We start from the raw sequence: 18,286 nt of genomic DNA, 5'->3' as shown, positions 1-18,286 counted from the left end.
CACCATCCCCGAGCACCACCCCACACCACACGAATCGCACCGAGGAGCAGAGCTGTGAGCGGCAAGGGCGCACCCGAACTGAGCGTGAAGAACTGCGGAGACCTGCGCGTCGCAGTGATCGCGGCCCAGTGGCACGAGAAGGTCATGGACGGCCTGGTGGACGGCGCCCTGCGGGCCCTGCACGAGCTGGGGATCGACGAGCCCACCCTGCTGCGCGTCCCGGGCAGCTTCGAGCTCCCGGTCGTGGCGAAGGTACTGGCCGGTCGCGGTTACGATGCCATCGTCGCCCTCGGCGTGGTCATCCGCGGCGGCACCCCGCACTTCGACTACGTCTGCCAGGGCGTCACCCAGGGCCTGGTGCAGGTGTCCATCGACACCGGAGTCCCCGTCGGCTTCGGCGTACTGACCTGCGACAACGACGAGCAGGCGCTGGACCGCGCCGGACTCGAGGGGTCGAACGAGGACAAGGGGCACGAAGCGGTCACCGCCGCCGTCTCCACCGCCATGACCCTGCGGACCGTCAGCGAACCCTGGCGCCAGTAGGCGGCCGCGGACCCCGTATTCTGAGGACCATCATGGCGAACAAAACCCCCAAGAGCTTCGAAGAGCTCTTCACCGAGCTCCAGCTCAAGGCCAACGGTGACCCGAGCACCTCCCGTACCGCAGAGCTGGTCGGCAAGGGTGTCCATGCCATCGGCAAGAAGGTCGTCGAGGAGGCCGCCGAAGTCTGGATGGCCGCCGAGTACGAGGGCAAGGAAGCCGCCGCCGAGGAGATCTCCCAGCTGCTCTACCACGTCCAGGTGATGATGGTGGCGCGCGGGATCACCCTCGAAGACGTCTACGCGCACCTCTAGGCCGCGGCAGTCCTCAGACCGCGGCAGCTCCGGCGGGCCCCGGCGCATCGTGCCGGGGCGTCCGCGCGCCCGTACCCGTACCAGCACACCCTTTCGCCCCTACGCACCAAAGGAAGCCCCATGCTGCGCATCGCCGTCCCCAACAAGGGTTCACTCTCCGGACCGGCGTCGGCGATGCTCCATGAGGCCGGCTACCGGATGCGCAAGGAGTCCAAGGAGCTCGTGGTCGTCGACCCCGACAACGAGGTGGAGTTCTTCTACCTCCGCCCCAAGGACATCGCGATCTACGTGTCCTCCGGCAAGCTGGACATCGGGATCACCGGCCGCGACCTGCTGCTCGACTCCGGCGCCAGCGCCGAGGAGATCCTGCCGCTGAACTTCGGCCGCTCCACCTTCCGCTACGCCACCATCCCCGGCACCGCGAAGGGCCCCGAGGACTTCCACGGGATGACCATCGCGACCTCGTACGAGGGAATCGTCGCGAAGCACTTGGCCGACAAGGGCATCGAGGCCTCCGTCGTCCACCTCGACGGAGCGGTCGAGACCGCCATCCAGCTCGGCGTCGCCCAGATCATCGCCGACGTCGTCGAGACCGGCACCAGCCTGCGCAACGCCGGACTCGAGGTCATCGGCGAGCCGATCATGACCTCCGAGGCCGTCGTCATCCGCGGCAACGGCACCGACCCCGAGGACCCCCGGGCCCAGCAGTTCCTGCGCCGCCTCCAGGGCGTCCTGGTCGCCCGCAGCTACGTGATGATGGACTACGACTGCCGCGCCGAGCACCTGGAGCGCGCCGTGGCCCTCACCCCGGGCCTGGAGTCGCCCACCGTCTCCCCGCTGCACAACGAGGGCTGGGTCGCCGTCCGCGCCATGGTCCCCGCCAAGGAGGCCCAGCGGATCATGGACGACCTGTACGAGCTCGGCGCCCGCGCGATCCTCACCACCTCGATCCACGCCTGCCGCCTCTGACGGGTCCGCCGGCGCTCCGCCGCGCGCATCCGTCACCATCCGCCTCACCATCCGCCTCACCATCCGGCACCACCCGAAGGCATCTGACGAACATGGCCGACGCCACCGCCCAGCCCGCACCGCCCGCCCTGCCGGTCACCTTCCGGCCGACCCGCACCCGGGCCGTCCTGCTGGGCGTGGGCGCCGTCATGTTCGTCACGATCACGGCGATCGCGCTGGTCCTCGAAACCCTGCACCCCGGTGAGCGGATCGCCTTCGTCTTCACCGCCGCCCTGCTCTCCTCCGTCCTCGTCCTGCTCAGCCGCCCCAAGGTGGTCGCGGACGAGACCGGGGTCACGGTCGTCAACCTCACCACCACCCGCCGCCTGGAGTGGGCGCAGATCCTGCGCGTCAACCTCCGCCCCGGCGACGCCTGGGTGTTCCTCGACCTGAACGACGGCACCACCCTGCCCGCCCTCGGCATCCAGCCCGGAGTCGCCAAGGCCCAGGCGATCGGCGACGCCCGCGCCCTGCGCGCCCTGGCCGAAGCCCACGGAACCGGCTCAAAGAACGACTGAGCCCGGCCGGCCTCGTCGCTGCGTCCCATTGCGGCGGCGATCTCAATGACTAACCTGGTGTGGGGGCGCGACCGTGCGCCCTCCCACCGGCCCCGGGACCCCGAGGCCCGTGGACACCTGCGACTCGAGGAGTGACTCCCTCCAGCAATGGACGGATCGTCCGGTAGTACACGCGCCGCCCTCCCCACGGAGGCGGCGGCATGACCATCCCGCTACTCCTGCTCGTGGCGGCATTCGCCCTGATCCTCGCCAACGGTTTCTTCGTGGCAGCCGAGTTCGGCCTCGTCACCGTCGAGAGACCCGAGGCCGAACGCGCCGCGGCCGAGGGCGACCGCCGTGCCCGCACGGTCGTCGCAGCCCTGCGGGAGCTGTCCTTCCAGCTCTCCGGCACCCAGCTCGGCATCACCATCACCTCCCTCGTGGTCGGCATGCTCGCCGAGCCCGCCCTCGCCGCCCTGCTGGCCGGGCCGCTCGAAGCGACCGGCCTCCCCAGGGGCGCCGTACCCGGCGTGGCCGTCGTCATCGGCATGCTGCTCGCCTCCGCCGTCCAGATGGTCGTCGGCGAGCTCGTCCCGAAGAACTGGGCCGTCTCCCGGCCGCTCCAGGTGGCCCGTTTCGTGGCCGGCCCGCAGCACGCCTTCTCCCGGGTCTTCCGGCCGGTCATCGCGGGCCTCAACGCCGTCGCCAACCGGCTCGTCCGGGCGCTCGGCGTGGAGCCCACCGAAGAGATGGCCTCCGCCCGCACCCCCGGCGAACTGGTCTCCCTGGTCCGCCATTCGGCCCAGGCCGGCGCCCTGGAACAGGACACCGCGGACCTCTTCGTACGGACCCTCTCGCTGGGCGAGCTCACGGCGCAGCTGGTCATGACCCCCCGGGTCAAGGTCAGCGCCCTCCAGCACACGGCCACCGCCGCCGACGTGCTCAACCTGACCCGCGCCACGGGCCTGTCCCGCTTCCCCGTCTACCGCGAGCGCATCGACGAGATCACCGGGGTCGTCCACCTCAAGGACGCCCTCGCCGTGCCCGAGTCCGAGCGCGCCCGCACCAGCGTCAGCGGGATCTGCGTGGCCCCGCTGCTGGTGCCCGGCTCGCTGCCGGTGCAGCCGCTGCTGGAACGGCTGCGCAGCGAACAGCCCATGGCCGTGGTCGTCGACGAGTACGGCGGCACCGCCGGCGTCGTCACCCTGGAGGACATCGTGGAGGAGCTCGTCGGCGAAGTCCGCGACGAGCACGACCTCGCGGAGGACGGCAGCCCAGAACTGGCCGCCGTACCCGCCGAGGACGGCCGCCCCTCCTGGGAGGCCGACGGGAGCTGCCGCGTGCAGACCCTGCGCCGGATAGGCCTGGAGGTCCCCGAAGGCCCGTACGAGACCGTCGCCGGACTCGTCGCCGACCTGCTCGGCCGCATCCCCGCCCCCGGTGACCGCGCCGAACTGCCCGGCTGGAAGCTCTCCGTGCGCCAGGTCCGCCGCTACCGCGCCGAGCGGGTCCGCCTCGTGCGCACCGCCCCCGCCGGCACCGGCACGCCGGGCTCCGACGGGCAGGGCCGCACGGGGCAGGGCTCGGGCGGGCTCGGCTCCCACGGGCTCGGCCCGGTGCCCGCCGCCTCCGCCGAGCTGGCCCAGGTGGGTGGCCGGTGAACGCGCTCCAACTGCTCTTCGCCCTGCTCCTCGTCCTGGCCAACGGCTTCTTCGTCGGCGCCGAGTTCGCCCTCGTCTCCGTCCGCCGCAGCCAGATCGAACCCCTGGCGGCCGGCTCCAAGCGGGCCCGCCAGGTGCTCCACGGCCTGGAGAACCTGCCGCGCATGATGGCCGCCGCGCAGTTCGGCATCACCCTCTGCTCGCTCACCCTCGGAGCCGTCGCCGAGCCCACCGTGGCCCGGCTCCTGGAGCCCGTCTTCCACGCGGCGCACGTGCCCGAAGGCCTGATCCACCCGCTGGGCTACGCGGTGGCCCTCACCGCGGTGATCTTCCTGCACCTGGTCATCGGCGAGATGGTCCCCAAGAACCTCGCCATGGCCGCCCCGGAGAAGACGGCCCTGTGGTTCAGCCCCGGACTGGTCGCCTTCGCGCGGGTCTGCGGCCCGGTCACCACGGCCCTCGGCGCCTGCGCCACGCTGGTCCTGAAGCTCTTCAAGGTGGAGCCCAAGGACGAGGTCGAGGCCGTCTACACCTCCGCCCAGCTGGGCCGCCTGCTCCAGGACTCCCGGCAGGCCGGACTCCTGGAGCCGGTCGAACAGGAGCGCCTGGAGGACGCACTGGAACTGGGCAGCCGCCCGGTCACCGACGTCCTCCTCGCCCCGGAACGGCTGGTCACGGTCGGCCCCGCGGTCACCCCGCGCCAGATCGAGCAGCTCACGGTCCGCACCGGGTACTCCCGCTTCCCGGTCCGCACCGACAGCGGTGCCTTCATGGGCTACCTGCACGTGAAGGACGTCCTGGACCTGGAGGACCGGGAACGGGCCGTGCCCCAGCGGGTCTGGCGCCGCATGACCACGGTCTGCTCGACGCTCCCGCTGGACGACGCCCTGACGGTCATGCGCCGCGACGCGACGCACCTGGCGCAGGTGGCGGATCCCTCCGGTCGGGTGCTGGGCCTGGTCGCCATGGAGGACGTCCTCGAAACCCTGGTCGGCGAGGTCCGCGACCCGGCCCACCGGGGGTACGCCCGGAGCGCGTAGCAGGGGCGGGCCCTGCGGGGCGAGTCCCCTACCCGCCCTTTCCGTTCCCCGGGCTCCGCCCGGATCCGGTCCTCAAACGCCGGACGGGCTGGATGTGCCGCCGTGCGGCACATTTCAGCCTCGCCGGCGCTTGAGGCGCGGGGTCTGGGGCGGAGCCCCGGGGAACGGTGGAAGGGCGGGTAGGGGAACTCCGCCCCGCGCAGCGGACTACAGCGGCGGCGGCTCCGGCCGCTCCTGGGGGCCACGGCCCGACAGGACCTCCCCGTAGGCCTGCATCAGGTCGGCCAGCCGCAGGGTGGACAGGTCGTCCCGCGAGGGATCACCCGCGAAACCGGCCAGCCGCAGGTCCCGGTACGCGCAGCTCTTCTCGTACAGCGTGCGCAGGAACCGTCCGTTCCCCAGCTCGTCGATCCACCCCTGCTCCACCACGTGTCCGCTGATGCTCCGCAGTTCCTCCAGCGCCTCCTCGTCCCACCGGTCGCCGTTGGCGTCCGCCAGCACCCCGCCGATCGACGTGAGTTCCAGCGGCCGGTAGCTGGGGAAGTCCACCCGTGTGGTGAACCGCGAGGACAGTCCGGGATTCGTGGCGAGCAGCCGGTCCATCCCCGCCGGATAGCCCGCCAGGATCACCACGAGGCGGTCGCGGTTGTCCTCCGCCCGCTTCAACAGCACCTGCAGGGCCTCGTCACCGTACGCGTCGCCCTTGCTGTAACCGGAGTTGGAGAGGCTGTACGCCTCGTCCACGAACAGCACCCCGCCGATCGCCGAGTCGATCAGCTCGTTCGCCTTCACGGCGGTCTGCCCGAGGAACTCGCCGACCAGGTCCGCGCGCCCGGCCTCCACCAGATGGTCGCCGCCGAGCAGGCCCAGCGCGTAGAAGACCCGGCCCAGGATCCGCGCCACCGTGGTCTTGCCCGTGCCCGACGGCCCGGAGAAGACGAAGTGCCGTTTCGGCGGCTGCACCGGCAGCCCCTGCCCCGTCCGCAGCCCGGCCATGTGGAGCTGCGCGGAGAGCGCCTTCACCTGCCGCTTGACCGGCTCCAGGCCCACCATCCGCTCCAGCTCCGCGAGCGCCTCGGCCAGCGCCGCCGGATCCGCCGGCCCGGCCGGCAGCCCCACCGGTCCCGGCTGCGCGGGCAGCGAGGCCTTGTGCCGTACGCCGGCCGGCAGTCCCGCGCCGGGCCCCGGGGCTCCCGGGCCGTGCCGCGGCTCCGGCGGGTCGCCCGCGGTCAGCGGGTCCGGATCCGGCTGCCCGTCCGCGGCGAGCCCCTGGACCGGACCGCCGCCGCCCAGGGCCACCGCCGCGAAGTCCCCGCCCGACGGGGCCGGTCCGTGCCCGCCGAAGGCCTCGTACCCGGCGCCGCTCGCGTAGCCGGCCAGGCCGTCGGCGTCCTCGCTGTCCTCGATCGCCGTCAGCCGGGCCGCCGTGTCCATGAACGCCGGGTCCACCCGGTGCACCGCCCGGTACAGCGGCAGCGCCGCCGCGCTGCGCCCGGTCCCCTCGTGCGCCCGCGCCAGCCAGTACCGCAGCTCCTTGCGCTGGGGCTGCTCGCTGCGGCAGCGCATCAGGGAGGCCGCCAGCAGCGGCTCGGCCTGCCCGTACATCTCCAGCCGGACCCGGGCCATCCCGCCGAACAGGCCCGCCTCGATGCCCAGCAGCGGATCGTCGACCAGTGATTCGGTGGAGCGGACCAACTGCTCCCAGTCCTTGACCAGGTACGCCCGGCAGGCGTGCAGGAAGCGGACGTGCGGGTCGGTGTCCACCGGAGGCAGGGCCGCGAGCGCCTGGTCCAGCTCGGGGACGTGGCGCCCGTCCAGCCAGTGCGAGGCGTGCGCCAGCAACAGGTCCCGCCGGGTCTCCAGTACCGGCTGCACCCACCAGCCCAGCCAGTACCAGGAGTTCAGTGTCCGCCGGTGGCGGGCCCGCTGTTCCCCGAAGCGGTCCCGGTGGGCGTACATGCGCAGTAACGCGTTGGTGGTGTCCACGCGGAGCGCGTGCAGCCCCAGCCAGGCGTCGGCCATCGCGGGATCGAGTCGTACGGCCGTCCGGAACTCCTCCTCGGCCTGCGGGTAGGCGCCCATCGTGCAGGCGTCCACTCCTCGCAGCCAGGCGAGTTCGGCCGGGGCGTGCGCGCTGCTGCCGTGCGCGGCGAAATCCATCACATCCCCCACAAGCCTGCCCCCGTGGTGCCCAGCAACCCCCGCGATGCGTACGCGAGTTGTCCCTGCGCCGATGAAATCAGGGGTGCATCGTACCTGCGGTTACGCACCTTACGTAGGGGGTGGCGAAGACGGGCCGGGTGCGCTTCCGGGCAGTCCGCGGTGACACAGGGTGAGAAAACGGCCGGGACGTGACCCGTGCGACGCCGTGCCGGGGGAGTGCCGGGCGGGACTTCACGGGAGACCGGGGGCAGAACGAAGCCCCCGATCACGGGGGAACAATCGGGGGCTTCGCGTCCGCGGCCGCCGGTGAGGGCCGCTTCTTCAGAACGTAAGGCCGCCCCGGCCCCCGGGTCAAGCGCCCGGGAGGTGCCTGCGGAGAGGGTCTGCCCGCGGCCCGTCAGGCCTGGGGGGCCTCGTCACCCTCAGTCACGCATGCGGCGATTTCAGCCGCCCCGGCAGCCCCGGAAGTCCACTCGTATCCCGTACCGCTCTGGCGTACCAGGGTGTCCGCGAAGGGGCGCGAAGGATCATCCGAGAAGTGCGCGAGTTCCGCGCGCTCCCATCCGTCCCAGAAGTCGGACAGTTCACGCCCGTCCCGGTCGCGCCCGCGCCCCCAGGACTTCGCGCGCGGGGTCTCCATCCACAGCAGCCGCGCCAGGTGCGGGCGCAAGGCGCGCCGTCCGGCGCCGACCCCCTCCACGAGCAGCACGGGACCGGGCTCCAGCACCCGCTCGGGACCGAACCGCCGCTCGACCCAGTCGTACGGTTCCCAGTGCGCGGCCCGCCCCGCGGCGAGCGGCTCCAGCACCTGCGCACGCAGCCGCCCCACCCATCCGAACAGCTCCTCGTGGGTGGCCACATCGTCGAGCCGCAACACCGGAACCCCGCCGAGCGATGCGGCGAGCGCCGTGGCGAACGTCGTCTTCCCCGACCCCGCGTGCCCGTCGATCCCGACGAGACGGACGGGCCCGAGGGAGGGCGGCAGGGCGAGGATCTCGCGCGCGAGGGCCTGAAGTGACGGTTGATCTTCCACACCCCCACCGTATGACCTCCACCCCCGCACGAGGGACGGGCCCTGCGGAGCAAAGCCCCCGCAGCGACCCTTGCCGCTTCGCGGAGCGAAGCCCCGACCTGCCCCCACCGGTTCCCCGGGCTCCGCCGGTTCCCAGCCCGCACCCGCTGAGGCTCCGCCCCAGACCACGCGCCGCAACGGGCGGGCGAGGCTGGATTCAGCCGGGTGCGGCCTGCAGGTGCGGGCACGTGCGAACCGCACCCGGCCGGACGCCGGCCAGAATCCAGCCCCTCCGGCGTTTGAGGAGCGGGGGTCCGGGGGCCGGCCCCCGGAAACGGCGCCGCACGCGGAACCGGGTCCGGGGCGAAGCCCCGGAGAACGGCGGAACCGGGAGTCCCCCGGACGGAGTCCGGGGGAGGACGGGGGGACGGCCCCGCAGGGGCCGGGAGGGAGGAACGGGGCCGGGGGCCGCGCCCGTCACCCCGACACGGCCCCCCGGCTTCACCGCCCCGCAGGCGGGAACTGGAAGGGTGTGCGGGAGCCGACCCGCCGCACCGACCCCTGGGGGCCACGCCGATGACCGCACCCACACCCCGCCGCGCCCTACTGGCGGTAGCCCTGGCGGCAGCCGCCGCCACCGTCCCCGGCGGCCGAGCCTCCGCGACCCAGCAGGCGCCCGCCACCGGGGCCCCGGGCCGGGCCCCGGCCGCCCCGCCGCCCGCCGGGTCGACCGGCGGAGCCCCCCGCAAGACGGTGGACAACCGCTTCTGGTACTCGTACGCCCACTGGACCGCGGGCCTCCACCAGGGCACCACCGCCATCGGCGGCGCCCGCCCCGGCCTGGAGATCAAGACCCCGACGGGCCGCACCGAGTACAAGGACCCGCACACCGGGAAGAAGAGCACCTGGGAGTACGCCACCTGGACCTCCCCGGTCCACACCTCCACCGTGCCCGCCACCGAGGCCATCGCCTCCTGGAACGCCCGCACCCCGGGCGGCACCTGGATCCAGGCCGAACTGCGCGGCACCTATACCGACGGCACGGCCACCCCCTGGTACGTGATGGGCCGCTGGGCCTCGGGCGACGGCGACATCCGGCGCACCTCCGTGGACGGGCAGACCGACGGCAAGTCCACCGTCTGGACGGACACCCTGGCCGTGGACGCCCCCGCGGGCGGGCTCCGGATCAAGGACTGGCGGCTGCGCCTGACCCTGTACCGCAAGCCCGGGGCGAGCCGTGGCCCCACGGTGTGGCTGGCCGGCGCCATGGCCTCGGACGTCCCGGACCGGTTCACGGTCCCCGCCTCCGCCGCCTCCGGCGGGGCCCACGAGCTGAAGGTGCCGAGGTACTCGCAGGAGACGCACGTCGGCCAGTACCCGGAGTACGACAACGGCGGCGAGGCCTGGTGCAGCCCCACCTCCTCGCAGATGACCATCGAGTTCTGGGGCCGCCGGGCCAGCGTCTCCGCCGTGGCCTGGGTCAAGAAGGACTACGCGGACCCGCAGGTCTGCCACGCCGCCCGCTCCACCTACGACTCCGCCTACAAGGGCTGCGGAAACTGGCCCTTCAACGCCGCCTACGCCGCCACCTACCGGCAGTTGGCCGGCGTGGTCACCCGCCTCGCCTCCCTCGCCGACCTGGAGACCCTGGTCCGGGCCGGGGTCCCGGTCATCACCTCCCAGTCCTTCACGGCCGAGGAGCTCACGGGCGCCGGCTACGGCACGGCCGGCCACCTGATGACCGTCATCGGCTTCACCGCCTCGGGCGACGTGGTCGCCAACGACCCGAACTCCGCAGACAACGCCGCCGTGCGCCGCGTCTACCGGCGCCGGCAGTTCGAAAACAACTGGCTGCGGACCAAGCGGTACAACGCCGCCGGCAAGGTCGTCTCGGGCACCGGAGGCGTCTGCTACCTCTACGGTCCGATCCGGCCGAACCCTGCCCAGGTGCTCGCGCTGCGGGCGGTCGGCGTGCTCTGAGAACTCGCGTTGCCACGGACGGCATGTAAGTGGAACATAAAGGGCAAAAGGGCAATAGGAGCTTCTCATAGGAGGCAGCCCGTCATGACCACCCAACCGAGAATCGAACACCACCCCGACCTCGCTGAGATGCGCTCGCGGTTCGAGCGGGTCACCAGCACCCCGACCGCCCAGGTCGTCGAGGCGCTCGCCCTGATGACGGGCCTGTACATCGCCGCCTCGCCGTGGATCGCCGGATTCAGCGGGCTCAGCTCGCTGGCGATCAACAACCTGATCGCGGGCCTGGCGTACTGCCTGTGCATGAGCGGACTCGGCTCCGCTTACGAGCGCACCCACGCCATGGCCTGGACGGCGGTCGGTCTCGCCGCCTGGACGATCGTCGCGCCCTTCGTCATCGCCGGCGACGTCAGCACCACGCGCACGGTGTGGAGCAACGTCATCGCCGGCGGTATCGCCCTGTGCCTGGCCCTGGCCATGGCGGGCATGGCGGGCCGCGACCGCACCACCTGATCCGTCGCGCACCCCTCGCGCCCCCGGTCCGCACCACGCGGCCGGGGGCGTGAGACATGCCACCAGTGACCGTCGTCTCTACCGCGAGGGCCGCACCCGCTGTCACATTGGTGGGCATGACCGCACACAGCGCCGCCCCGACCGCCCGCACCCGCAGCCTGGCCCGCACCGGCGGACCCGAGGGCGATTCGTCCTCCTGGCTGGAGCACGTGCTCGGCTGGACCCTGGTCGTGGTCGTGGCCATGTTCGTCACCCAGGTCGGCTGGTTCTTCTAACCTCGGGCTCCACCCGCCAGTGCCGGTCCGGAACGCCCACCAGCCCGTACAGCGTCCGCACGGGCGAGCGCGCCGGCAGCAGCACCACCCCGGCCAGCAGGGCGAACACCCCGATCCCGGCCCACCACCCCAGCAGCCGGACGAGGACGCTCGCGCCGACCGCCCCCGCGAACGGCAGCCCGTAGACCCCGGCCCCGGCGATCGCCACCGCGATCACCCTGGGCACCTTCAGGTCCGCCGCGGCCCCCGGCAGCCGCCAGCCCTCCACCAGCCAGCCGATCTCGGCCAGCAGCATCGTGCCGATGACGGCCGTCCCGAAGATCAGCACGGCCAGGAAGGTGCCCGAGGTCGCGAAGGCCAGGACGCCGTTCACCACGCCGCCCGCGTCCCAGTCGGCGAAGGCCTGCGGATCGGCGCTCAGCAGCCGCTCGTACCCCGTGCCGTCCCACCCGTGGATCAGGGTGAGGAACAGCAGGAAGTACCCGGCCACCGCCTGGAGGTACCCCCAGTATCCGGCGCCGACCAGGACGAACAGCCGCGCCGCCAGGAACCCGAGCAGGGCGCCGACGACCACCGAGGCCACGTGGAAGAGGGCGAAGCCGGCCCACACCCCGTCGTGGTCGCGGGCCACGTGCATCGTCGACCAGGCCGGGTTCTGCCAGAGCAGGTAGACCCCGGTCGGGGCGGGCAGCAGGGCCGCGTAGAGCAGGGTGAGCGCCAGGTACGGATGGGCCGCGCGGCTCCTCGTACGGACTCCCTCGCCCCGGACCGACCGCTCCCACCACTGGAGCTGGCGCCCGGCGGCCACCGCGAAGGTGGCGCCGATGCCGTACGCCCACAGCGGCGCGGCCTGGACGGGGATCACGAGGCCACCAGCCGCAGGCGCTGCGTCTTGATCACGTCGGAGGTGACGAGCGCCTGCTCCGCGCTGACCCGGGTCATGAAGACGAACGGCGGGATGACCGGGGGAGCGGGCAGCCCGTCCGGGCTGAAGGTCACGCACAGCAGCCCTTCGATGCAGCCGCTGAACCTCGTCAGGTACAAGGTCACGTCGCCGCTCAGGTCGAGCCTCTTCGCGGCCAGCCCGTACTCCTCGCGGCCGTCGCGGCTGCGCAGCTCGTAGTCGGTGAGCGTGGCGGCCCGCATCCGCAGCACGAGCACCTTCAGCGGGCCGTCCACCGTGGGCACGTGGGTGACCCCGGCGAAGGCGAACCCCTGCGGCGCGAAGAGCGAGGTGGTCACGGTCGGGGGAGTGCGCGCCGCCATCGGCGCGCCCTGCCCGGCCGCCGCCGCCCGCGGAGCGCCGCCCGCCACCAGCGAGGCGAGCAGCACCACCGGCAGCGCGGCGGCCAGCGTGCGCGGCCCGCTCCCGTCCAGGCTCGGGACGTACGGGCCCTCTTCGCCCGCCTCCGGATCGGGCAGCGGGGTCCAGCCGAAGGCCAGCGCGCTGCCCGCGATGCCGAGCAGCATGCCGACGAGGAAGCCGCCGAGGTTGGTCGCCACGAAGGACAGCACCGAGAGCAGCAGCGCGTGGACGGAGACGTAGGCCCGGGCCTGGGGCAGCAGCCACAGGAACACGCCGGCCGCGATCAGCGCGAGGCCGATCCCGATGGCGGCGATACCGCCGAGTCCCAGGCTGACCAGCACGGTGAGCGGGGAGAGTGGGACCAGCAGCAGCTCGGTCCCGCCCAGGATCACCAGCAGCCCGCCCCAGAAGGGGCGGGTGCGGCGCCAGGCGCGCAGCCGCCGCCGGGGGCCGGGCAGCGGGAGCCGTCGCTCCAGCCACCCGCTGCCCGGCCCGGCGGGCCCGCGCTGGCCTAGAAGCACTTCCTGCCGTCCAGACTGACGTTCAGCTTCAGGCCCTTGAGGTGGAAGTTGCCGCCCGTCGCCGACCAGGCGTGCGACTTCACGTCCACGACCTCGATGTCCCCGGCCTGGAGGCCGAACTTGCCGGCCTCGCCCTTGATCCCGCCGACTTGGTCGAGGGTCGAGGCGTCGCGGCCGATCTGGGCCGTTCCGAAGACCGCGTCGCCGGCCAGGTCCTCGCCGTCGATGACGAGATTGCTGGCGGTGACGTTGCCGGCCGGTCCGCCGGCGGTCAGCTTGAAGACCACCCTGCCCACCGGGGTGTCCACCTCGGCGGCCTGGCAGATGTCCGTGAGGGTGGCCTCGCCGATGCCGAGCAGCGCGACGGGATGCCCCTTGCCGTCGACGGAGCGGTCCGTGTGCACGTAGGAGGCCAGGCCCTTGCTGCTCAGTTTCGACGAGGAGACCTGGAAGCTGGTCCCCGAGACGGCGAAGGAGGCGGCGAGCGCGCCCTGCGCCATGACCATCGCCATCGCCCCGACCGCGACGACCGCGGGCATCGCGACGGCCGCCGTCCTCTTCCAGTTGACCCGGCCCTCGGGGGTGTTTCTCGTCGTGCTCGTCCTGCCGTTGCCCATGATGTGGTCCTCCCGTACGTCGTCCGGTGCGCAGGGGGAGTGCAAAGGGAAGTGCAAAAGGGAGTGCACACGGGTCTGCCATACTTCGGGCATCCTGTGGCAGTTCGAGGCTAGGGCTGAATTTGAATAATAGTCAACAGCGCGGAACGACCGGACGTTCGCAGGTTCGGCGGGCCGAACTGATAGCGATCGGCCGCAAGTTGTTCGCCGACACCTCGTACGACGCGCTCTCCATGGACGACATCGCCAAGCACGCGGGCGTGGCCAAGGGGCTCATCTACTACTACTTCAAGAGCAAACGCGGCTACTACCTGGCCATCGTCGAGGACTCGGTGGCCGAGCTCGTGGCCCGCGCCGCGGGCGAGAGCGAACTGCCCAACGCCCAGCGGGTGCGCACCACCATCGACGGCTACCTCTACTACGCCGAGCACCACCAGGCCGCCTACCGCACCATCGTCACCGGCGGCGTCGGCTCCGACTCCGAGGTCCTCGCCATCCGCGACGCCGTCCGCGAGGAACTCATCGCGACCATCGCCGAAGGCGCGTACGGCCGCCGCGAGATCCCGCCGGTCGCCCGGCTGGCACTGGTCGGCTGGCTGGCCGGCGTCGAGGGCAGCACCCTCGACTGGATCGGCCCGGCGGAGGCGCCGGCCCAGGTGCCGGCGCAGGGCTCCGCCCGGTCCGCTGCACAGGCCCCTGACCAGGCGCCTGAGGAGCTCCCTGACCAGGCCCCTCTCCAGGCCTCTGCCCAGACCTCTCCCCAGGCCCCGGCACGGGCCCGGGAGGGCCGCGGACCCGGGGCTCCCGGCCGTCCCGGACACCCCGACCGGGCCGAGGTCGGCGCCCTGCTGGTGCGCACGCTGCGCGCGACCCTGACGGTGATCGAGGAGTTCGTTCCCGAGTGCCCGGCCCCGCCCGTCCCCGAAGATGATCTCTACCCGTGACGAGAAGCCCCTGATCGGGCATACTCAACCGCCGCAGCCCCTTGAACTGGACCTTCCCGCGATCCGGGAGGGCACCATCGGCTGTGAGCCCCGAGACCCGGCGACGCGTACCACCCTCACGCGCCGCCCCGTGCTTGACGAGTGAGGAGAGCGCAGCCATGACCGACCGCGCGCCGCAGGTGGACCGATCGCTGCCCACCGAGGAGTCCCGAGACCTGCTCGCGCTCGTACGCGAGATCGCGCAGCGGGAGATCCGCCCCCGGGCCGCCGAGGAGGAGGACGCCGGCCGGTTCCCCCGGGAGGTCTTCGGACTCCTTTCCGAGGCCGGGCTGCTGGGACTCCCGTACGCCGGCGAGTTCGGCGGCGGCGACCAGCCGTACGAGGTCTACCTCCAGGTGCTGGAGGAGCTGGCCGCGGCCCGCCTGACCGTAGGCCTCGGCGTCAGCGTCCACTCGCTGGCCTGCCACGGCCTGGCGGGCTACGGGACCAAGGAGCAGCGGAGCGCCCATCTGCCCGCGATGCTCGGCGGCGGACTGCTCGGCGCGTACTGCCTCTCCGAGCCTGCCGCGGGCTCGGACGCGGCCTCCCTGGCCACCAAGGCGGTCCGGGACGGCGACGACTGGGTGATCACCGGGACCAAGGCCTGGATCACCCACGGCGGGGTCGCCGACTTCTACACCGTGCTGGCCCGCACGGGCGTGGAAGGCCCGAAGGGCATCACGGCCTTCCTGGTCCCGGGCGACGCGGAGGGCCTCACGGCGGCGGTCCCCGAGAAGAAGATGGGCATGAAGGGCTCGCCCACCGCCCAGCTGCACTTCGACGGCGTACGGGTCCCGGACTCGCGCCGCATCGGCGAGGAGGGCCAGGGCTTCAGCATCGCCCTCGCCGCCCTGGACGCGGGCCGTCTGGGCATCGCCGCCTGCGCGATCGGCGTGGCGCAGGCCGCGCTCGACGAGGCAGTGGCCTACGCCCTGGACCGCAAGCAGTTCGGACACCCCATCGCGGACTTCCAGGGCCTGCGGTTCATGCTGGCCGACATGGCGACGAAGATCGAGGCGGGCCGCGCACTGTACCTGGCGGCGGCGCGGCTGCGGGACGCGGGCAAGCCCTTCTCCCGGCAGGCGGCCATGGCCAAGCTCTTCTGCACCGACGCGGCGATGGCCGTCACGACGGACGCGGTCCAGGTGCTCGGCGGCTACGGCTACACGGCGGACTTCCCGGTCGAGCGGCTGATGCGCGAAGCGAAGGTCCTGCAGATCGTGGAGGGCACGAACCAGATCCAGCGCATGGTCATCGCCCGCCACCTGGCGGGCCCGGAATCCCGCTAGCCTCTCCCGTTCCCGTCCCCGTTCGGGGATCCGCGGGCCGGGGCCGGAGCCGCGAGGGCGGTCCGGAGCGGACGGCCTACGCCCCGAAGAGGGGGCCGGTCGGCCAGATGGGGGAGGAGGCGATCCGGGACCACTCCGGATCGCGCTGCCCCGGCACGGTCCGGCCGTCCTCCTCCCAGCGGGTGAGCAGCGCGCTGTAGATGGGCGGGTCGGGGGCCTGCCGAACCGATTCTTCGTACCCTGCGGCGGGCGCACGCCGACGGCGCCCCGCCCTCGGTGTGGAAGTCTCCATCGTGGTCATACCGGGCCAACGCGCCACCGGACCCACGGGTAACCCCGCCCATCCGTTCGACCTTTCCCCTCCCGCCCCTCCCGCCCTTCCCGCCCGGCGGTTCCTGGCCGTGCCGTGCCCCCCCGGCAACAGGGTGTTGCCCGGTTGCCGGGGGCGCGGCCGTGCCGAGTCCGGTCGTCAGTGGCCGTGACCGTCGTTGTGGGCCGGAGGTGTGGAGGCCGACGTGGGTGCGGGAGTGGAGGCCGGTGCCGGAGTGGTGGCCGTGGAGGGACTGTCGGCGGGGGCGTGGTCGTCCGCGGCGGGTGCGTCCGCGGTGCCGTGGCCGTGGCCGCCGGGCGCGGGCTCCATGGATGCCGCGATCTCGCGCAGGCCGAACAGGGCGAGGGCCGCTACGGCGAGGACGCTCAGGCCCAGCAGGCTGAAGATGCGCTGCCAGGGGGTGTCCGCGTCCTTGATGACGTAGGCGACGAAGGAGACGACGATGCCGGCGGGGACGAGGACGGCGCCGCGGGCGGGGAAGTCGTCGAAGTGCTGGAGTCCGCCGCTGAGCATGCCGATGCCGAACGAGAGCAGCAGCGAGGAGCCGATCACGACCAGCATGCGCGCGGGTCCGGGCCGCTCGCGGGTGAGGAGGAACTCGTTGAGGACGGTCGCGGCGAGGAAGACGAGTGCGCCGTAGCCGGCGATGCGGGTGTAGCGGTCGGGGTCGAGCGGGTGGTGGACGACGGCGCCGCTGATCAGGCCGGCGCCGACGAAGTAGCCGACGTACCCGAGGTAGCGGGCGGCCAGCGAACGCTTGCGCGAGGAGTGCGCCTTGCGCCGGGCGGCCCGCCCGGTGGCGTGCGGCGTGTGGTCTGCGGTCCGGGCGTCGAGGAGCCGGGGAGAGGTCATGTCGTGGAGTTCCTTGGGTGCTGCGTGCGTGGCTCAGCCACCCGGCGGACCGCCGCGGTGGGGCGGGCCGGACTGGGTGATGAGAGTCGGGACAGATCGGGGCGAACGGCCCGGATCTATACCTGCTGCACCACTGAACCGAGGCAACTCCGCAAGGGAGGCAGACCGCAGGGGAGGGTCTGGGTCCACGGCTGCGACGTCATCGCGGCGAAAGCCGGAGTGAGCCCGCCCAGGGGGACCAGGTGCGGGCAGGGCAGCTCGATCCCGTGCTGCGGCTGGCCGGAGGCGCACGCCTCGGCGGGGTGTGCGTGCTGGCCGTCGCCGGATCGGCCGTCGGGGTTCTGGCCGTCGTCATCGTCATCGCCAGCGTCGTCGCCGTCGCCGTGCGCCGTGTGGAGGCCGTCGCCCTCGGCGGGCACCTGGTGGGGCACTGTCACGGCCCCGCCGGTGACGTGCGCGGAGGCGCTCTCGGCCCCGGCGGCGTGGGTGTAGAGGAAGGCGAACAGCAGCGCGGCCAGCCACAGCAGCCTGAGCGGGCCCGCCGGTCGGCGGGTCCGCGTCGTGCCGAATGCAGCCCGGGCCGTGACCATGGCGCGACCCTACCCGGCGGCCCGGCGGCGCTGTCCACCAGCCTCGTGCGTCGCACGCACGCAGCGCCGATCCTGCCCGGCGCGGGAAGCAGGACGCGGGCGGGCCGGAACGCGGGCCCGAGTCGCGCCGTGGGCCACCCGAAGGCCCCCCGCTCGGCCTCGACGCGAAGCTGCCCGAACGCACCCTCACGATGCGCCCGGGCAGTCTCCGGCCTGTGCGGCCTGTGCGGCCTGTGCGGCCGGGTCCGGCGGTCGGCTCAGTGGTGGGCGTGGACGACGGCGTGCCCCTTGCCGCGGCCGATCATCCACTTGTTGACCGGTGTGGTGATCACGAAGGCGACGGCGAAGCCGCCCAGCAGCGCGGACCAGAACAGGGCGTCGGACAGGTGGGCGTCCAGCGCCCCGGGGGTCAAGGCGATGATGCCGTTGTCGACGATCTCCATCACGGCGATCGAGACGGTGTCCGCGGCCAGTGCCACCTTGATCGCGCTCTTCCAGCCCAGCCCGGCCTTGCGGACGGCGAACAGGGTGAAGGAATAGCCGAAGATGAACGCCAGGGTGATCGCCAGGGCCATCGTCTGGACGTTGCCCCACATCAGCGCGGTGCCTATGACCATGCCGAGGATCTCGCCTATGGCGCACCCGGTGAGGCAGTGCAGCGTCGCCTTCGCCGCGGATCCCCAGGTCACCGGGCCCGGCCGATGCCCGGCGTGCGCTTGGTGCGCCTGGCGTGCCTGGTGTGCGGTGTGGTCGGGCGAGGTGCTGGTGTGGTGTGCGCCGTGATCCATGACCGTCAT

General features: G+C 72.8%; 19 protein-coding genes and 1 pseudogene. 11 read left to right on the top strand and 9 right to left on the bottom strand.

All coding sequences use genetic code 11. The features are described from left to right. The first annotated feature begins 54 nt into the window (after nt 1-54). The 6 genes from ribH to AC6CKD_RS20830 all read left to right on the top strand — a co-directional run bounded on the left by ribH (nt 55) and on the right by AC6CKD_RS20830 (nt 5,060). Nucleotides 55-543, top strand: a complete 489-nt coding sequence (gene ribH / locus AC6CKD_RS20855) for a 6,7-dimethyl-8-ribityllumazine synthase (RefSeq protein WP_150520523.1) — start codon at nt 55-57, stop codon at nt 541-543. 32 nt (nt 544-575) lie between these two features. Then, on the top strand, nt 576-854 hold the full coding sequence (locus AC6CKD_RS20850; RefSeq protein WP_266876437.1) for a phosphoribosyl-ATP diphosphatase: 279 nt from the start codon (nt 576-578) through the stop codon (nt 852-854). Nucleotides 855-974: 120 nt separating this feature from the next. Then, nucleotides 975-1,823: an ATP phosphoribosyltransferase gene (gene hisG / locus AC6CKD_RS20845; protein WP_389696226.1), complete on the top strand. Its 849-nt coding sequence runs from the start codon at nt 975-977 to the stop codon at nt 1,821-1,823. Between the two features lie 92 nt (nt 1,824-1,915). Continuing rightward, a complete protein-coding gene (locus AC6CKD_RS20840) occupies nt 1,916-2,380 on the top strand; it encodes a PH domain-containing protein (protein WP_498328961.1) in 465 nt (154 codons plus the stop codon). A gap of 200 nt (nt 2,381-2,580) precedes the next feature. After that, nucleotides 2,581-4,020 carry a hemolysin family protein gene (locus tag AC6CKD_RS20835; RefSeq protein ID WP_498328960.1) on the top strand — a complete coding sequence of 480 codons (1,440 nt, stop codon included), beginning with the start codon at nt 2,581-2,583 and terminating at the stop codon, nt 4,018-4,020. After that, a complete protein-coding gene (locus tag AC6CKD_RS20830; protein WP_498328959.1) occupies nt 4,017-5,060 on the top strand; it encodes a hemolysin family protein in 1,044 nt (347 codons plus the stop codon). Before AC6CKD_RS20835 ends, AC6CKD_RS20830 begins: the two co-directional genes overlap by 4 nt. A 207-nt stretch (nt 5,061-5,267) precedes the next feature. On the opposite strand, the gene AC6CKD_RS20825 is transcribed toward AC6CKD_RS20830, so the two are convergent. Continuing rightward, a complete protein-coding gene (locus AC6CKD_RS20825; protein ID WP_498328958.1) occupies nt 5,268-7,220 on the bottom strand; it encodes an AAA family ATPase in 1,953 nt (650 codons plus the stop codon). Nucleotides 7,221-7,620: 400 nt separating this feature from the next. Beyond that, complete coding sequence (locus AC6CKD_RS20820) at nt 7,621-8,256, bottom strand: uridine kinase family protein (protein ID WP_498328957.1); 636 nt, start codon at nt 8,254-8,256, stop codon at nt 7,621-7,623. 555 nt (nt 8,257-8,811) lie between these two features. Here AC6CKD_RS20820 and AC6CKD_RS20815 point away from each other — a divergent pair. The 3 genes from AC6CKD_RS20815 to AC6CKD_RS20805 all read left to right on the top strand — a co-directional run bounded on the left by AC6CKD_RS20815 (nt 8,812) and on the right by AC6CKD_RS20805 (nt 11,000). Continuing rightward, nucleotides 8,812-10,215, top strand: a complete 1,404-nt coding sequence (locus AC6CKD_RS20815; RefSeq protein WP_498328956.1) for a C39 family peptidase — start codon at nt 8,812-8,814, stop codon at nt 10,213-10,215. Between the two features lie 84 nt (nt 10,216-10,299). Further along, nucleotides 10,300-10,725, top strand: coding sequence for an SPW repeat protein (locus tag AC6CKD_RS20810; RefSeq protein WP_498328955.1), 426 nt, complete (start codon nt 10,300-10,302; stop codon nt 10,723-10,725). Between the two features lie 116 nt (nt 10,726-10,841). Next, nucleotides 10,842-11,000: an SCO1431 family membrane protein gene (locus tag AC6CKD_RS20805; RefSeq protein WP_498328954.1), complete on the top strand. Its 159-nt coding sequence runs from the start codon at nt 10,842-10,844 to the stop codon at nt 10,998-11,000. Here AC6CKD_RS20805 and AC6CKD_RS20800 read toward each other — a convergent pair. From AC6CKD_RS20800 to AC6CKD_RS20790, 3 genes are read right to left on the bottom strand one after another with little or no spacing between them, the layout of a single operon-like run. Next, entirely contained in the window at nt 10,975-11,865 is an 891-nt protein-coding gene (locus AC6CKD_RS20800; RefSeq protein WP_498328953.1) for a hypothetical protein, read from the bottom strand. The two genes, AC6CKD_RS20805 and AC6CKD_RS20800, sit on opposite strands and share 26 nt — an antisense overlap. Then, nucleotides 11,862-12,827, bottom strand: a complete 966-nt coding sequence (locus AC6CKD_RS20795; RefSeq protein ID WP_498328952.1) for a DUF6114 domain-containing protein — start codon at nt 12,825-12,827, stop codon at nt 11,862-11,864. The genes AC6CKD_RS20800 and AC6CKD_RS20795 overlap by 4 nt, the downstream gene beginning before the upstream one ends. Beyond that, complete coding sequence (locus AC6CKD_RS20790) at nt 12,818-13,366, bottom strand: DUF6230 family protein (RefSeq protein ID WP_498329324.1); 549 nt, start codon at nt 13,364-13,366, stop codon at nt 12,818-12,820. Before AC6CKD_RS20790 ends, AC6CKD_RS20795 begins: the two co-directional genes overlap by 10 nt. Before the next feature lie 200 nt (nt 13,367-13,566). Here AC6CKD_RS20790 and AC6CKD_RS20785 point away from each other — a divergent pair. Together AC6CKD_RS20785 and AC6CKD_RS20780 are read left to right on the top strand one after the other, a co-directional pair. Then, nucleotides 13,567-14,088, top strand: a pseudogene (locus AC6CKD_RS20785) (TetR/AcrR family transcriptional regulator); the annotation flags it as partial. Between the two features lie 458 nt (nt 14,089-14,546). Continuing rightward, nucleotides 14,547-15,716 (top strand): acyl-CoA dehydrogenase family protein, encoded by a 1,170-nt coding sequence (locus tag AC6CKD_RS20780; protein ID WP_498328951.1) that lies wholly within the window; start codon nt 14,547-14,549, stop codon nt 15,714-15,716. A gap of 76 nt (nt 15,717-15,792) precedes the next feature. Here the strand turns inward: AC6CKD_RS20780 and AC6CKD_RS20775 are convergent, their stop codons facing one another. The 4 genes from AC6CKD_RS20775 to AC6CKD_RS20760 all read right to left on the bottom strand — a co-directional run bounded on the left by AC6CKD_RS20775 (nt 15,793) and on the right by AC6CKD_RS20760 (nt 18,277). Continuing rightward, nucleotides 15,793-16,008, bottom strand: a complete 216-nt coding sequence (locus AC6CKD_RS20775) for a hypothetical protein (RefSeq protein WP_498328950.1) — start codon at nt 16,006-16,008, stop codon at nt 15,793-15,795. 177 nt (nt 16,009-16,185) lie between these two features. Continuing rightward, nucleotides 16,186-16,899, bottom strand: a complete 714-nt coding sequence (locus AC6CKD_RS20770) for a hypothetical protein (protein WP_498328949.1) — start codon at nt 16,897-16,899, stop codon at nt 16,186-16,188. 116 nt (nt 16,900-17,015) lie between these two features. Continuing rightward, nucleotides 17,016-17,489, bottom strand: a complete 474-nt coding sequence (locus AC6CKD_RS20765) for a hypothetical protein (RefSeq protein ID WP_498328948.1) — start codon at nt 17,487-17,489, stop codon at nt 17,016-17,018. A 257-nt stretch (nt 17,490-17,746) separates the two neighbouring features. Further along, on the bottom strand, nt 17,747-18,277 hold the full coding sequence (locus tag AC6CKD_RS20760) for a DUF4396 domain-containing protein (protein ID WP_498329322.1): 531 nt from the start codon (nt 18,275-18,277) through the stop codon (nt 17,747-17,749). Nucleotides 18,278-18,286: the final 9 nt, after the last annotated feature.

The organism is Streptomyces sp. GQ60 (assembly GCF_059758875.1).
The sequence above is the reverse complement of the archived record's forward strand: the minus strand, read 5'-3'. Positions and strand labels throughout refer to the sequence as shown.